A 15279-nucleotide genomic window follows, 5' to 3' on the forward strand; every position below is an offset into this window, starting at 1 on the left:
TTTGCGGCGTCAATGCCCCGTTTTGCCCATCCGTTCTCAGCCTAGGATGCGGCGTGACCGCATACGACGAGGAGGACGCCCGACATATCTTCGGGAGCGAAGTGGCCCCGGTCTTCGGTAACAGGGAGATATGCGAAATCATCGAAGAAATCGACGTCGCCACCCTCGACGAGGCTCATGTAAGGCCGAACACGGGAGTGGTTTCGACCAGAGGGGTGTGGTTCCCGCTTTTATGATTTTGTTGAAATACGCTGAAGCGCCGCCCACGTAGCGGCTAGCAAATGCATACATTTCTCCCGGGAGCGAGGGGCTCCGGATCCCTCCCCCTCAAGGGGAGGGTGAGCCATAGGGCCGGTTTCCCTTTAATCGCTGCGCGCGGGGATCGAAATCCGGGGCGGGTTGCCAAGCCTTTTATCGAGATAGGCGTCGACTTCCGCGATCAGGGGATCGATCCTGTCTTCGAAAAAGTGATTGGCGCCTTTGACGACCGCATGTTCGATCGAGATGCCTTTTTGCGTCTTGAGCTTTTCGATGACGCTGGTGACTTCCTTCAGAGGAGCCACACGGTCGAGGTCGCCGTGGATGAACAGGCCCGAGGAGGGGCAGGGGGCGAGAAAGGAATAATCGAAGCGGTTCGCGGGCGGGGCTACCGATACGAAGCCTTCGATTTCAGGCCGGCGCATCAGCAGCTGCATGCCGATCCACGACCCGAACGAAACGCCGGCGATCCAGCAGGCGCGCGCCTCCGGGTTGACCGCCTGGGCCCAATCGAGCGCGGCCGCGGCGTCGGAGAGCTCGCCGGCGCCATGGTCGAAGGCGCCCTGGCTGCGGCCGACGCCCCGGAAGTTGAATCGCAAAACCGAAAAGCCACGCTCCGCGAAAGCGTAATAGAGGTGGTAGACGATCTGATTGTTCATCGTCCCGCCGAACTGCGGGTGCGGGTGCAGCACGATGGCGATAGGCGCACCGCGCGTCGCGGACTGGTGGAAGCGGCCTTCAAGCCTCCCTGCCGGTCCGGTGAAGATGACTTCGGGCATCAGGTTCCCCTCGAGGAATGCCGGCCCACGTCCGGCTATTCCCTAAAACTTTGATTTTCTCGCGACTTATGGAGAAACCGCGTCGCGCGTTAATGAAAATTTTCGCGCGCTTACGCTTCTAGCATGAGGCGTAGCTGAAAAAGCAAGCATTTTCGACGTGGAAAAGGCCGGCGGACGTCAGACCGTCGGCGCGTCCCTGAAATTCCTCAAGTTCCGCGCAACCGGCGGCTGCTTGCCCTCAACCTTCGCGGGTCGGCAAAGCGGCCACTTTCTTGTTCATCTCCACGGCGACGTCCGCTTCGGGATTGATTTTTCCCAGAATCCCGACGGCGCCCGACAGGTTCCTGATGATGATCTCATGAACATGTTCCAGCCACGCTTCCGTATTGCTGGCGCCTTCCTCGGCTCGGGCCGCGCGTTCCTCGGCGTGAGCGACGCGCTCTTCCGCCCTCAGGGCTCTGGTTCCGGCTTTCTTGAGTTCCTCCTCGGCCCGCGCGAGCAGCTCCTCGCATCTCAGCGCGCGCGTTTCGGTCTCGCGGAGCGCTTCTTCCGTCCTGTCTGCGCGCTCGTCCGCGCGGGCGACCCGGTCTTCGGCTCGGGCCGCGCGCTGCTCGGCGGCGTTCAGCTTGAATTGAAGCTCGCGCAGGAGCTGTTCCGTTTCCCGGGCGCGATCCTCCATATCCGCCGTCCGGCCTTCCGCGGAGGCAAGCTCGCCGCGCAATTGGCGGATGGTGGAAAGGGCCCAGGATTCGATGTCCCTGGCGCGCTTGTCCATCAGTTCCACGGCTCCGGCGGCCTTTGCTATCAGCTCGAGCGCGGCGGGCAGGTCGGGGCGGGCGGCGGGCGGTGCATCCGTGCGGTTCTTCGCGAGGCCGACAGAGAGCTTTCGTTGCAGTTCCTGCAGATTGATCAGGTCGGCCGTCTTCTGGTCGTCGCGCACGACTTCAAGCTTGTTCGCCAACATCTCACTCTCCCGTACAAACCCGGAGCGCCGCCATCCTAACTTTGCCGTTCGAAATCTGGCCAGTTGTGGAAAACCGAAATCGCGGGCGACACGCGGGAGCGAGCGGTAAACGAATTTCGTTGCGCTTATGAACGGGCCTCAATAAGCTATAAAAATAGTCTACTTTGGCGACGATCGCCACCCAGCAGGTGACCCCGATGCGTTTGTTCCACTCCCGCGCGACAATGGCAGCCGCTTTTATCCTTTCGACAATCCCAGCCGCCGGAGCGAAAGACGCATGGTCTGGATGTCGCAGCGCGGACCCGGAGACGCGGATTTCCGGCTGTTCGCAGGTGATCGAAAGAATCGCCAAGGAATCCAAGCACAATAAGGTCGCAGCTTACGCCAATCGCGCCAGCGCCTATCAATTGAAAGGGAAGCTGGACGAGGCCATCGCCGATTACGGCAAGGCTCTCGAGGTCGATCCAGGCTCGGCGGCGATCCTCTCCGGGCGCGGCGCGGCCTATCGGGCGAAGGGCGATCTCGAAAACGCCCTCAAGGATTATAGTGCGGCGATCGCAGCCCACGCCAAGGACGAGGCCGCCTATTTCGGGCGCGGCGGGGTGTTTTACGCCAAGGCGGAATATGACCGCGCCATCGCCGATTACGACGAGGCGCTGAAGCTCTCGCCCAAGGACGCCAAGATTCTCGCGGCGCGGGCTCTCGCATGGCGGCAGAAAGGCGATCCAGAAAAGGAATTGTCCGATCTCAACGAGGCGGTCAGGCTGGACAAGCGTTCGACGGCCGCCCTCGCAGCCCGAGGCGCCTACTACCAATCGAAGAAAGACTACGCCCACGCCGAAACCGATCTCGCCGAGGTCGCGAAGCTGGAGCCGAAATCGTCTCAGGCGCAGAACAATCTCGGTCTTTCGCTGCACGGCGCCGGGGACTACGACAAGGCCATTGCGGCCTACGACGCGGCGATCAAGCTCGATCCAAACAATGCGGCGGCCTTTCTCAACCGCGCCAACGCCTGGCGTGGAAAGCATGATCTCGAGCGCGCGAAGCAGGACTATGAAGCGGCTCTGAAGCTCAAGCCGGACCTCGCTTCGGCCCGAAAGGGGGCGGAAGACGTCGAGAAGCTGCTGGCGAAGAAAGCCGCGGCGGGCGCAGCCCCCTCGGCGCAGTAGCGCGCTAGAGCGCATTCATGTTTCATGGAAACACGAATACGCTCTAAGCTTTTGTTTTGACGCGTTTCCCACGCCGAACCGGCGTCCACTTCGGCTGGAAACGCTCTAGGGCCTGTTGAGAATCAGGATTCCCATTTTGGTGGAAGGATGATTCAAGCTCCGAAAGGAGTTTGCAATGCCCCGATTCTGTCTGACGGACGGCCAATGGTCGAAGCTGGAGCCCTTTTGTCTTGGCAAGCCCTCCGATCCCGGCCGGACCGGGAGCGATGGGCGATTGTTTTTAGAGGCGATCTTGTGGATTGCGCGCACGGGCAGCCCCTGGCGCGATCTGCCTCCCGCCTTCGGCAAGTGGAACACCGTGTTCAAACGCTTTCGCGATTGGGTGAAGGCCGATGTGTTCAAGCGGATGTTTGACGCCGTGTCGGACGATCCAGACATGGAATACGCCATGATCGACGCCACCATCGTCAAGGTCCACCGCCATGGACAGGGCGCAAAAGGGGGACTCAGGGCCAGGCCATAGGCAAATCCAAAGGCGGCTGGACCACCAAAATCCTCGCGCTCACCGACGCGCTCGGCAATTTGGTCCGCTTCGTTCTGCTGCCGGGGCAACGCTTCGACACGGTCGGCGTCGCGCCTTTGATCGAGGGCGTCGAATTTGGCGCGCTGCTCGCCGACAAGGCCTTCGACAGCGACTGGATCGTCGCCGAACTGAACGAGCGCGGCGCGCAAATCGTCATCTCCCAACATCCAAGACGAAACGCGCCTCTCGCCATCGACATCGAGCTTTACAAAGCCCGTCACCTCATCGAAAACTTCTTCGGCAAACTCAAGGAGTTCAAGCGGATCGCCCTGCGCGCCGACAAAACCGATCAAAGCTTCACAGCCATGATCCGCCTCGCCGCCGCGCTCATCAATTCGCGATGAATCTCAACAAGCCCTAGAGCATTTTCAAGTCGGGTGGAAACACCCGACGACCCGGAAAATGCATCAATCAGGAACCTCGAGCGCCGATTTTGATTCCGTCGAAACCGAAGGCGCTTCAGCCGATTGCGTGTCGCGGTGGCGATCATTCGGTAGGGCCGGCCGGGCCGGCCCCGCCTGCAACTGCATGAATGGGACAGCGCGGGTGCGGCGCTCGGCTCATTCCACCAGAAACTGCCGCATCATGCCCATGTCTTCATGTTCCAGTATGTGGCAGTGGAACATGAAGCGGCCCTTGAAGTCGCCGAAAGGCTTCAGGATTCTAAGCTTTTCGCCGGGGAACACGAGAACCGTGTCCTTGAGGCCGCTATCCACGAAGCCTTCGCGCAGCGAGGCATAGGCCTCGTCGTCGCCCTCGAAACTCCGGCTGACGATCTGGAACTGCTGGCCGTGGAGATGAATGGGGTGGGGCATGGAGAACATCATCCCGCACCCGCCGCCCATCATTCCGCCCATGCCTCCGCCGCCGCCCATTCCCATTCCGCCCATTCCCATGCCGCGCATGCCGCCCATGCCGCAGTTCCCCATCGTTCCCATTCCGCCCATCGCCCCAGCGCCGTGGTCGTGGAAAATGTCGATGAGTTGCAGGCTGTCCACGGGGAAGCGCTCGCCCGGCTGGATGTCGTCGCCGTAGGCCCGGCCATTGAGCAACATGTTCATGGGCGCTTCGGAAATCTTGATCGCCGCCGGATTGTCGGCATTGGCGGCCTCCTCGAGGCGCCGGCGGGGGAGGAGCTTCGCCAGCGACTTCGGCAAGACCGCGCCGACGTCCGCGGCGCGCGCGACGTTGAAAACCGCGATCGGGTAATCGCCTCCGGGCGCAAGGCCTTGCTCCATCATGGCGCCGCCCATCATTCTTTCGGCCATGCGGGGCAGCGCGCCGTAGAACCTGGCGCTGCGCAGGGTCAGCGTGGAGCCGATCGGGCGGCCCGAGAAATCCGCCCATATGTCGAGCCGCTCCCCCGGCGCCAGCATGACATAGGGCCTGGTTTCGGGCGCCTCCAGGAGGCCGCCGTCGACGCCGAGCACGGTGACGGGCGCGCCGTCGTCCCAGGCCAGCTTATAAACGCGGGCGTTGGAGGCGTTCAGCACGCGGAGCCGATAGGCGCGGCTCGCAACGTCGAAGCGCGCATCGGCTCGACCGTTGACCAGAATGCGCCGGCCATAAAAGCCGAACATGCTCATATGCATGCCGCCGCCGTAAATCAGCTGATTGGCGTCGTCGAGGGTGCGGTCCTGTATGACGAGCGGGAGTTCGAATTCCCCCGAGGGAAGTCCGAGGGCGCGTTCTTCCTCGTCGTCGACGATGATCGCGCCGGCCAGTCCGCGGTAAACCTGCGTCGCGGTCGCCTCATGCGGATGCGGATGGTAGAGGTTCATGCCCGCCCGATTGAGCATTTCGAATTCGTAGACATAGGTCTCGCCCGGATCGAAGGCGTAATCCGGATGGCCGTCCATCGCTTCGGGAACATGCAGGCCGTGCCAATGGGTGATGTGCCGTTCAGGCAATTCGTTGCGCAGGCGAATGCGAATCTTCTGGCCTCGCGAGAAGCGCAGGACTGGGCCGAGATAGCTGTTCGCGAGCGGCGTCAGCGTGTTTTCCGGCCCGGTGAGCAAGGTGGCGTCGTAGCGCCAGACCTTTGTCTCCGGTCCCGGCAGGATCGGCGCGGAGCCGGGCCTGGCTACGAGTTCCAGATCGACGTCGGGACGAAAACTCTCCGAGGCCTGCCGGGGCGGAATTTTCTTCATGGCCATATCGGCGCGGCCGACGCCGGGGACGGCGAGCGACGCGCAGACTCCGGCAGCGCCCGAAAGCAGCTCCCGGCGGGAGAAGAAGGTTGTTTTCGGCATTTTTCATCCCCTGGCGCGACTCGAAAGCGTAGCCCTCCAGAGCGAGGGCTACGTCTTATTTGGCGATTCGGCGTCGGCGGCGAAACTGCGGCAGATTGGTCCAGGCGCTCGCATTCGTCCGCACGAACGGGATCGTTCGGACGACAAGAGTCGGGTTGGTGCGTGCGTCTAAAGCGCCTTCGCCGCCGCGAGGACCGCTTCGGCGTGGCCGGGCACTTTCACCTTCCGCCAGATTTTGGCGATCTTCCCGTCGGGGCCGATGAGGAAAGTCGTGCGCTCGACCCCCATGTATTTGCGCCCGTACATGCTTTTCTCGACCCACACCCCATAGGCCGCGAGCGCCTCCTTGGCCTCGTCGGCGGCGAGGGGGATCGAGAGTTCGTATTTCTCGCGGAATTTGTCGTGTTTCTTGGGCGAATCGGGGGACATGCCCAGGATCGCGGTTCCGGCCTCGGCGAATTCTTTTTGCAGGGCGTTGAATTCGATAGCCTCCTTGGTGCAGCCGGAGGTATCGTCCTTGGGGTAGAAATAGAGCGCGAGCTTTCTGCCGCGGAAGTCTGCGAGAGACACGCTCTCGCCCCCGGCGCCGGGAAGTGTGAAAATCGGCGCGGCGCCGCCTTCTTCGAGAGCGACTGTCGCTGCAGTGGTCATCGCGCTTTCCCTTCCAAAGGAGAAATCCTATCCTTGAGCAGTTTGCAAAGCGGCCCGTTTTAGGCAAGCGCCAAAGCTAGGCGGTTACAGCCCATTTTTTCAGCGTGAGACGAAATGGCGCCATCCTTTTGGGTTAGCGGCCATGGGCTCGGGATCTTCCGCGGAGCGCGGGAAGCGATCAAGTAGCGGGGACGATTGATAAACGAGCGGCAGGCCGGGCAAGAAGGCGAGGCGGATCGAGACTTCGGCGCAACGGAGTTCAGGTTGCGAAGACCGCGCCTGTCGGCGGGCGCACGTCGGTTCGTGCGCGGCGCGGGCGGGATCGGAATCGGGATATTGCTGATTCTGAGCATGGCGGCAGGCGTTTTCCTGACCGCCCTTTCGCGCGGACCCATCGGATTCGACTGGCTGGCGCCGACAATCGTGCGTTCGCTGGACGAGCTTTACGCCGGCCGCTACGCCTTCGGGCTGAAGGGCGTCGCCGTAGCCAACACGGATCACGGTCCGACGCTGACCATCCAGGGGCTCACGGTCAAATGCCAGGACCGCCTCATCGTGGCCGCGCCCCGCGCCGAAATATCGGTCGATCTCTCCTCGCTGCTGTCCGGCCGGATCAAGCCGCACCGACTGGAGATGCTCGACCTCGAATTGCGCCTGTCCGTCCTGCCGGATGGCCGGGTGACCATCTCCGCCGGCGCGCCGCCTCAGGAATTGCCGGCGCATGCCCCCCAGGTCCCGGCGCCCGGCGACGATGCTGCGAAGCCGGACCCGGATATTCCGGTCGAGGGCTCCAAACTGCTGGGCCGCGCCGGCGCCGCGCTCAGGATTCTCAGCGATCTCTCGACCAATCCCGACAGCGCGATAGGCGCGATCGACCGGGTGGGAATCTCGCACGGACGGCTCGTCATCGACGACCGCACGGTCGACCGGGTCATCAGCTACGACGATCTTGCGCTCAGCCTGGATAAAAGCCCCGGCGGCATGAAGTTCACCCTCGGGGCGAACGCCGGCGGCCGGCGCTGGTCGATTTCGGCCTCGGCGCATGGGCTGCCCGGCTCACGCCGCGATTTCGACGCGCAGGCCCAGAGTTTCACCCTCGACGACATCGCGCTGCTCGGGGGCTTGCGCAAGCTGCCCTTCGATACGGATTCGCGCTTCTCCGCGAAGCTGCATTACGTTCTCGGCGCCGGAGGCCGGGTGTTGGAGGCCGGCGGCGCCTTGCGCCTCGGCAAGGGATTCTTTCGGCTGGAGGAGCCCGATTTCGAGCCTGTCATGATAACCGAGCTCTCGGGCGCCGCGCATTGGGACGCGGCGAACCGCCAGTTCGTCGTTTCTCCCGTGATCGTAAAGACGGCGGTTCTGGATCTCGCCATCGAGGGCGCGGTGGCTCCGCCGCCTCCGGACATCGGGGCAGGGCAGGAAAATCCGGCTTCCGATCTCTGGAAGGCCTCGTTTCGCCTCGCCAAGCCGACCGTGCTGGCGCCCGAGCGGCCAGGACAGCAGCCGCTTCATATAGACCGGTCCGAGATGAGGCTGCAGCTTTCGCTCGCCCGGCAGAAGTTCGAGCTCACCCGCTTCGAACTCGGCTCTCCGGAGGCCAACGTGACCGGCTCGGCGGTGATCGATTGGGTCTCCAGCCCGCATGTCGCTTATGGGATCAATCTGGAGAACACCCAGATCGGCGCCTTGACCCGGCTCGCGCCGACCCACGCCGCCGCGCCGGTCAGATATTGGCTCACCGAACATGCGCCGGCCGGAATCATCAGGCGAGGGGAGTTCAAGGCGGATTTCACCCAGTCCGACATGGTGGCGATGCGCTACGAAAATCCGCCGACCGACGCGGCGATTCACGGCGAAGCCGAAGTCGTGAACGTCTCCCTCGTCGATCTCATTCCCGGATTGCCGCCGGTCACAGTCCTTGCGGCGCATCTGCACCAGACCGGAAGGACATTCAGCCTGGACGGGGCGAGCGGCTATCTGGACACGCATCACGAGCATCGCATCAATCTGAGCGAAGGGCGCCTGGCGATCGCGGACAACTCCGTGAAGCCGTCTCCGTCGACGCTCGACCTTCGTCTTGCGGGCGGCGTCGAGGCCGCGGCCGAAATCGTGTCCATTCCGAGTCTTGCGCCTCTGGTGCGTCTTCCCCTCGAGCCGTCGCAGCTCAAGGGACAGATCGAGGGCCGCCTGCACGCCGATCTCGAAATCGGCGACAATGCGCGGGCCGACCGCACGGTCGTGGCGGTGGAAGCCAATGCGTTCAATCTATCGATCGAGCGCTTTTTCGGCGCGGAACGGCTCGAGGGCGCGGCGCTCAACATCGTCGACGATCCGGCTTCGGGTCTGAAGGTCACGGGCGGCGGGCGGCTGTATGGGGGGTCGGCCACCATAGACCTGAAGCGCGCGCCGGGAGAAGGAGCGCCGACCCAGGCGCAGCTTTCCCTCGTCCTGGACGACGCTGCGCGCGCCAAGGCGGGCTTCGCGCTTCCGGGGGTCTCGGGCCCGGTGGTGGCGCTGGTGAAGACGAACCTGCCTTTCAACGAGGCCGAAACCCCCGTTGAACTCGACCTTTCGCGCGCGTCCCTGGACAATATCCTGCCCGGCGTCGCCAAACCGGCGGGCAAACCGGCGAAGGCGCAATTCACCTTCTCGAAACGGCCGGAAGGCGTGACGCTCGAGCGCTTTACATTCGAAACCGGCCCCACCCAGATCGCCGGCGTGGTCGATCTTTCCAAGGAAGGGGCGTTTCGCTCGGCGAAGTTCTCGCAGTTCCGCCTTTCGCCCGGGGACGAGGCGCGGGTCGAAGTCCAGCGCGCTGGGGAAGGTCTGAAGCTCTCCGTGCGTGGAACCAATCTCGATGCGCGTGCCGTGCTGCGCGGCCTCACCTCGACAGTCAGCGAGAAGCCGTCGCAGGGCGGCGGCAAGGCGGCGGCCATTTCCTTCGACGATCTCGATCTCGACCTGAAGTCGCCGATCGTCTCCGGATTCGGCAAGCAGATACTGTCGAACGTCGACCTCAAATGGGAGCGCAAGGGGGGACGCGTCCGGCAATTTGCGCTCTCGGGCAATTTCGGGCGCGAGCCACTTTCGGTCGCGTTGAGCCGGGGCGACGCGGCGACGCCCCAGATCGAGATATCCACCGCCGACGGCGGCGCGCTCCTGTCTTTCCTGGATCTCTACGGGCGCATGGACTCGGGGATGCTGGGCGCCAGAATTCAGCTGGGCCAGGGCCGTTCCGACGGCGTAGTGACCATTCGCGACTTCTACCTCAAGAACGAGCCGGCCATGCGCCAGCTGATGTCTCAGGGCGCGTCGAGAGTCGACGACAAGGGCGGCTTCAGATTCGACCCGGAATCGGTCCGAGTCCAGCGCCTCCAGGCCGGTTTCATGTGGTCCGGAGGCAGGTTGTCGCTGCGCGACGGCATCATGTCGGGTCCCGAAATGGGATTGTCTTTCGACGGCTATATCGACATGTCGCGGGAGACCGTGGACATCGGCGGCTCCTATGTGCCGGTCTACGGGCTGAACAATCTGGTCTCCAATATACCGGTGTTCGGGCAGATACTCACCGGGGGAGCGCATGAGGGAATATTTGCGCTCAATTATCGCGTCACCGGCGCGCTGGGTTCTCCGACCGTGAGGGTCAATCCGCTTTCGGCCCTGACCCCGGGGCTGTTTCGCAAGATCATGGGCGTGATGGACAACACCGCGAGTCCGCCGGAGCCCGGCCGCTGACCTCAGTCTTCCCGGTTGCGGACCGGAACCGGCTCGCAGACGCTCTATCCGCTTTCCCGCGCCGCGAAAGCGCGGTAAACCCGCGCCTATGACGCAGCGCCCGACCTATATGATCTCGACCGCCATTCCTTATGCGAACGGCGCGCCCCACATCGGCCATGCCTATGAGCGCATCGCCACCGACGCTTTCGCAAGGTGGAAGCGCCTGGAGGGCTTCGATGTCCTGTTCGTCACCGGCATGGACGAGCACGGCCAGAAGATGCAGCGCACGGCCGAACGCGAAGGGCTGACGCCGCAAGGGCTCGCCGACCGCACCGCGGCGCAGTTCGAACGGATGGGCGAGGTTCTGAACGCCCGCGCCGACGACATCGTGCGCACGACCCAGGAGCGCCACAAGCAGGCGGCGCTGGAAATATGGCGTCGCATGGAGGCGAACGGCGACATCTATCTCGCGAAATATGCGGGATGGTATTCGGTGCGCGACGAAGCCTATTACGACGAAGGCGAATTGACCGAGCGGGACGGCAAGAAATACGCCCCCACCGGCACGCCGGTCGAATGGGTCGAGGAGGAGAGCTGGTTCTTCCGGCTCTCGGCCTATGGCGAAAAGCTGCTCGCTCATTACGAGTCGCATCCCGATTTCATCACGCCCGAGCATTACAAGAATGAAATCGTCGCCTTCGTAAAGCGCGGCCTCGCCGATCTTTCCATCTCGCGCACGACCTTCGACTGGGGCATTCCGATACCGGCCAGCCCCCAGACCAGCTCCAGCCATGTGATGTATGTCTGGGTCGACGCCCTGACCAATTACATCACCGCGACCGGCTGGCTCACCGGGCAGGGCGACCGAGTCCGTTTCTGGCCCGCCGACGCCCATGTCATCGGCAAGGACATCACCCGTTTCCACGCCATTTTCTGGCCGGCTTTCCTGCTCTCCGCGAGCGCGCCTCTGCCCGAGAAAATCGTCGTACACGGCTTCCTGTTCAGCCGCGGCGAGAAAATGTCGAAGTCGGTCGGCAATGTGGTCGATCCCATCGAGCTCGCCGAGCGCTATGGCGTCGATCAACTGCGCTATTTCTTCCTGCGCGAAATTCCCTTCGGACAGGACGGCAATTATTCGCATGAGGCGATCGTCAACCGCATCAACGCCGACCTCGCCAACGACCTCGGCAATCTCGCCCAGCGCTCGCTCTCCATGATCGCCAAGAACTGCGGCGGCGCGGTTCCGCGCCTTCACGAGACGCTGGAAGAAGACGCCAGGATCCTCAATGAATCCGGCGGCGTCGTTGAACTCGCGCGCCGCGCCATGGACGCCTACCGGCCCGACCATGCGCTGGCCGAGATTTTCCGGGTCGTCGCCGAGGCCAATCGCTATTTCGCGAGTCAGGAGCCCTGGGCGAAAAAGAAGTCCGATCCGGCGCGCATGGAGACGATCCTCTACGTCACCGCCGAGACGCTGCGGCGGCTGGCGATCCCGCTGCAGGCCTTCATCCCTGCGGGGGCAGGGGCTCTGCTCGATCTCCTCGCCGTGCCGCTCGAGGCGCGCGAATTCATCCACGCCAGCGCCGACCATGCGTTGGTTTCGGGCGCGCCGCTGCCGGCCCCGGCTCCGATATTCCCGCGATTTGTGGAGGAGGAAAGCGCCTCAAACCCGTGAGGGGCGGCGGGTCGAGCCGCTCGCGAGGGATTGCGGGCGGCGCCAAGCCGACTTCGGCCTCTGCCTCAGAGCATCGACAAGGGTGAAGATAAACCTAGTGCTGATGGCTTAAGTCTCTCTTGTAATGAGTGGCGTCGGTATAGGTAAATATAATTTCCAGCTCATCGCCAAGCTGGCGAACCCTGTATTTGGTGAACTGGCCGGTCGACCAGTGCGCCGAAAACAAAAATACATCTCCCACCAGTCTCGGATCGTATATTTCGGCCACTTCTCCATCATTCGGGTCAAAGGCTTGGACATCGAGTCCATCGTCTGTTTTGGAGATCGCAATAACTATATTGTGGTTCCATTGGTCGACGCAGACCCAACGACCAACCCAGGAATCCAGCTCCGCCGTCGACCTCTCGGTTTTATCAGTGGTCACGATGCTTCCCCGTATCGAGTTATCGAAAGCATTGATAGGCGCTGTCCGCGGATTTGTCGCCGGCCGCGTGATTGCGGAGGAAATCGGCCTTCGCCGCTCCGGGCGCGAAACAGCTATTGCCAAAGCTGAAGGTTAAGCGTCTATTAAGAATAAGATTGCGTAGGGTTGAGTTGATCCCGTGTCGAAGCGTTATTGGCCGGCGCTTTTATGGGGCCTGTCGGCGCTGACGACGCCGGCGGGAGCGGGCGCTTTGCTCGCGCCCGAGGGCGAGGGCCTGCTCATCGTCACGACGACCTTCGCCGACGCCAACGACGCCTATGACCGGCGCGGCAGGCTGATAAAGACGCCGCCCTATCACAAATTCGAAACGCAGGCCTATCTCGAATACGGCGCCGCCGGATGGCTGACGGTGGCCGCAGAGGCGAGCGCGATGGATTTTCACGGCTCGCGGGGGCAAGCCTCGCTCGCGGCGCCCGATGCGCCCCGTTACAGCGGCCTCGGCCTCGGCGCCTTAGCTGGGCGCGTCCCGATAACCGAAGTGGAAGGGGTGTTCGTTTCGCTGCAGGCCGGCCTGCGCGCGGCGTCCTCGCATAGCGCGCAGACCTTCCTCGACATGAAGGAAAGACAGCAGTTCGACGCGAGGCTTCAGTTTTTCCGGGGCTTCCGGCTGATGGATCTCGACGCTTTCTGCGACGCCCAGTTCGGCTTCCGCACGGCGGGGCAGAACGGGGACGAAGCCCGCATCGATCTGACCGCGGGGCTGCGGCCCGCGCCGCGCTTCATGGTGCTGGCCCAGAGCTTCACTGCCCTGTCGCTGTCGCGGAGCGCGTCGGGCGGCGTCGCTGCGCAGAAATTCCAGATCAGCGGCGTCTATGACATCGACGCCACCTTTTCTGTCCAGCTCGGCTTTGTCGATGCGCCGATGGGCGTGAATTCGCCCGCCGAGCGGGGCGTGATCAGCGCGCTCTGGGCGCGGTTTTGAGGGTTGAGGGTGGAGCCGGGTTTCTCCGGCTCCGCCTCACAGGTCATCGCGCCGCCGGCCTGAAATCCGGCCCCTCGAAGCGAAGGCCGGCGGCGCCGCGCTCCACTTTTCGATGCGTCGCATGAATCAAGCGCGTCTCGCCTTCGCGCTGGACTTGCGCCCTGGCGTTCAGCAGCGCTTCGAGACGCTCCATCGCGAGCGCCTTGTTGCGATGCTGAGACCGCCCATCCCTCGCCGTGGCGGAAAGCCCGGTCGGCGCATGGATGGCGCGCACGGCGCTTTCGGTCTTGTTCTGATGCTGGCCGCCCGGTCCGCCGGCGCGGAAGCTTTCGAACCGGATATCGGACCGATCGGGCGCCTTCCCTTCCTCCGGCGAAGGCAGCTCGAACACGCCGATGAACCAGTTCTTTCGCGCGAGCCCCGGCCGCAGCGGGCTTTTATGCACCCATTGCACGGAGCCCGAGGTCCAGCGTCCGGCTATTTCGGACTCGGCGGCGCCGGCGAGAACGACGATGGCGGCGCCGGGGCCATGCCGGTCCTGGTTTTCCGCCAGCGGCGCGATGGCGCAGTCGCAATCCGCCACCTCGGCCTCGGCCGCCACCCGCCGCAAAGCGTGGGCGAGGGCCATGCGGCATTCCGCAGGCCCCCAACCCGATGTGAAGAGCAGGCGGATCATCGGCGCGCCTCCTCGACCGCCTTTTTCACCGTGACCATCGGCCGGAAAGAGGCGACGACGCGCGCGAGGCCAAAGCTTTCGAGATCCGCGATCACCCCTTCTATCGGCTTGTAGGCCTCGGGCGCCTCTTCGACGAGCAGCGCGCGATCCTCGCAGATCACCCTTCCGCCGAAAGGATTGCGCCTGAGCCGCTCGCGATCCGATTTGGTCGCGCCGACCCGTCCCGCCATGGAGGAGCGGTCATATTTGCGGCCGGCGCCATGGGCGAGCGAGGCGAGCGCCCGTGGCGGGGCATCGGGCAGCGGCGCCACGAGATAGGACAGCGCGCCGCGGGAGCCGGGCACGACTACCAAGCCTCGATCCGCGGGCGCCGCTCCCTTCCGGTGCAGCACGCCTTCGGCCCCGCAGGCGACGCAGTTGTGCGAGCACTCCGACACGAGCTCGGCTTCGCAACGCAGGGCCTGCGCCGCCCGTTGCGCAATGAGCCCGCGGTTGGCAGACGCCCAGCGCAGGGCGTGATCATGGGCGCGCATATAGTCGCGCCCGTCCTCGCTGGCGGGGTCGATCGGCCCGAGCCCTTTCGACATGCGCTCCTCCATCAGCGCGTGGCCGAGGCCGCGCGATCCGGAGTGGGCGAGGACATAGGCGCGGTCGCGGTCGACGCCGAAGGAGGCGTCAAAAACCTCCTCGACCGCTTGCAGCTCGCAGAAGTGGTTGCCGCCGCCGATGGTCCCGAGCGAGGCGTCGAAGGGGGAAGGGGGCAGACCGGCCGCCTCGATTTGGCTCCCGATGTCGACGTCATAGGGTCGCTCGATCTGGCGCAGCCGTTCGGCGGCCTTTTCGACGCGCAGCTTGCGGGCCGGCGCGTCCAATGCGAACAGCGCCATGCCGCAGCCGGCGTCCGACCCGATGAAAGCCGGATGGATGTGGCTGGCGAGGATGGCGCAGCCGACCGGCCCGAATTTTCCCGGATGCAGATCCGGCATGCCGGCGACGCTGAGAATTCCGGGGATTTCAGCCAGTGTTTCCAATTGGCGCAGCGCGGCGCCCTCGATCCAGCATTTGGACGAGTAAAAGGCGTGGATCGGCGCGCGGCCGTCCACGATGGGAGAAGTGCCCATGTGAAGATACCTGAGAGAAAGACAGGAT

12 protein-coding genes and 1 pseudogene are annotated in these 15279 nt (G+C 63.9%); 6 read left to right on the forward strand and 7 right to left on the reverse strand.

Going from position 1 to position 15279, the window contains the following annotated elements; translation table 11 throughout:
• The first annotated feature begins 53 nt into the window (after positions 1-53).
• Positions 54-236 (forward strand): hypothetical protein, encoded by a 183-nt coding sequence (locus H2LOC_RS04410; RefSeq protein WP_136495284.1) that lies wholly within the window; start codon positions 54-56, stop codon positions 234-236.
• Positions 237-362: 126 nt separating this feature from the next.
• On the opposite strand, the gene H2LOC_RS04415 is transcribed toward H2LOC_RS04410, so the two are convergent.
• Positions 363-1037: an alpha/beta hydrolase gene (locus tag H2LOC_RS04415; RefSeq protein WP_136495285.1), complete on the reverse strand. Its 675-nt coding sequence runs from the start codon at positions 1035-1037 to the stop codon at positions 363-365.
• A 238-nt stretch (positions 1038-1275) separates the two neighbouring features.
• Positions 1276-2001 carry a hypothetical protein gene (locus tag H2LOC_RS04420; RefSeq protein WP_136495286.1) on the reverse strand — a complete coding sequence of 242 codons (726 nt, stop codon included), beginning with the start codon at positions 1999-2001 and terminating at the stop codon, positions 1276-1278.
• Between the two features lie 332 nt (positions 2002-2333).
• Here H2LOC_RS04420 and H2LOC_RS04425 point away from each other — a divergent pair, with 332 nt between their 5' ends.
• Together H2LOC_RS04425 and H2LOC_RS04430 are read left to right on the forward strand one after the other, a co-directional pair.
• On the forward strand, positions 2334-3170 hold the full coding sequence (locus H2LOC_RS04425; protein ID WP_246206980.1) for a tetratricopeptide repeat protein: 837 nt from the start codon (positions 2334-2336) through the stop codon (positions 3168-3170).
• A 175-nt stretch (positions 3171-3345) separates the two neighbouring features.
• Positions 3346-4097: pseudogene (locus tag H2LOC_RS04430) on the forward strand (IS5 family transposase).
• A 216-nt stretch (positions 4098-4313) separates the two neighbouring features.
• Here H2LOC_RS04430 and H2LOC_RS04435 read toward each other — a convergent pair.
• Together H2LOC_RS04435 and H2LOC_RS04440 are read right to left on the reverse strand one after the other, a co-directional pair.
• Positions 4314-6005, reverse strand: a complete 1692-nt coding sequence (locus H2LOC_RS04435) for a multicopper oxidase family protein (protein ID WP_136495287.1) — start codon at positions 6003-6005, stop codon at positions 4314-4316.
• 168 nt (positions 6006-6173) lie between these two features.
• Positions 6174-6656 (reverse strand): peroxiredoxin, encoded by a 483-nt coding sequence (locus tag H2LOC_RS04440; RefSeq protein WP_136495288.1) that lies wholly within the window; start codon positions 6654-6656, stop codon positions 6174-6176.
• Positions 6657-6920: 264 nt separating this feature from the next.
• Here H2LOC_RS04440 and H2LOC_RS04445 point away from each other — a divergent pair, with 264 nt between their 5' ends.
• Together H2LOC_RS04445 and metG are read left to right on the forward strand one after the other, a co-directional pair.
• Positions 6921-10391 carry a DUF3971 domain-containing protein gene (locus H2LOC_RS04445; protein ID WP_246206981.1) on the forward strand — a complete coding sequence of 1157 codons (3471 nt, stop codon included), beginning with the start codon at positions 6921-6923 and terminating at the stop codon, positions 10389-10391.
• A gap of 88 nt (positions 10392-10479) precedes the next feature.
• Positions 10480-12048, forward strand: a complete 1569-nt coding sequence (gene metG, locus H2LOC_RS04450; RefSeq protein ID WP_281350550.1) for a methionine--tRNA ligase — start codon at positions 10480-10482, stop codon at positions 12046-12048.
• A gap of 94 nt (positions 12049-12142) precedes the next feature.
• Here the strand turns inward: metG and H2LOC_RS04455 are convergent, their stop codons facing one another.
• On the reverse strand, positions 12143-12472 hold the full coding sequence (locus tag H2LOC_RS04455) for a hypothetical protein (protein ID WP_136495289.1): 330 nt from the start codon (positions 12470-12472) through the stop codon (positions 12143-12145).
• A gap of 178 nt (positions 12473-12650) precedes the next feature.
• Here H2LOC_RS04455 and H2LOC_RS04460 point away from each other — a divergent pair, with 178 nt between their 5' ends.
• A complete protein-coding gene (locus H2LOC_RS04460) occupies positions 12651-13454 on the forward strand; it encodes a hypothetical protein (protein ID WP_136495290.1) in 804 nt (267 codons plus the stop codon).
• A 43-nt stretch (positions 13455-13497) separates the two neighbouring features.
• On the opposite strand, the gene prfH is transcribed toward H2LOC_RS04460, so the two are convergent.
• Positions 13498-14130, reverse strand: a complete 633-nt coding sequence (prfH, locus tag H2LOC_RS04465; RefSeq protein WP_136495291.1) for a peptide chain release factor H — start codon at positions 14128-14130, stop codon at positions 13498-13500.
• On the reverse strand, positions 14127-15251 hold the full coding sequence (locus H2LOC_RS04470; RefSeq protein WP_136495292.1) for an RNA ligase RtcB family protein: 1125 nt from the start codon (positions 15249-15251) through the stop codon (positions 14127-14129). Before H2LOC_RS04470 ends, prfH begins: the two co-directional genes overlap by 4 nt.
• Positions 15252-15279: the final 28 nt, after the last annotated feature.

Origin of the sequence: Methylocystis heyeri (genome assembly GCF_004802635.2) — a bacterium.
GTDB lineage: Bacteria > Pseudomonadota > Alphaproteobacteria > Rhizobiales > Beijerinckiaceae > Methylocystis > Methylocystis heyeri.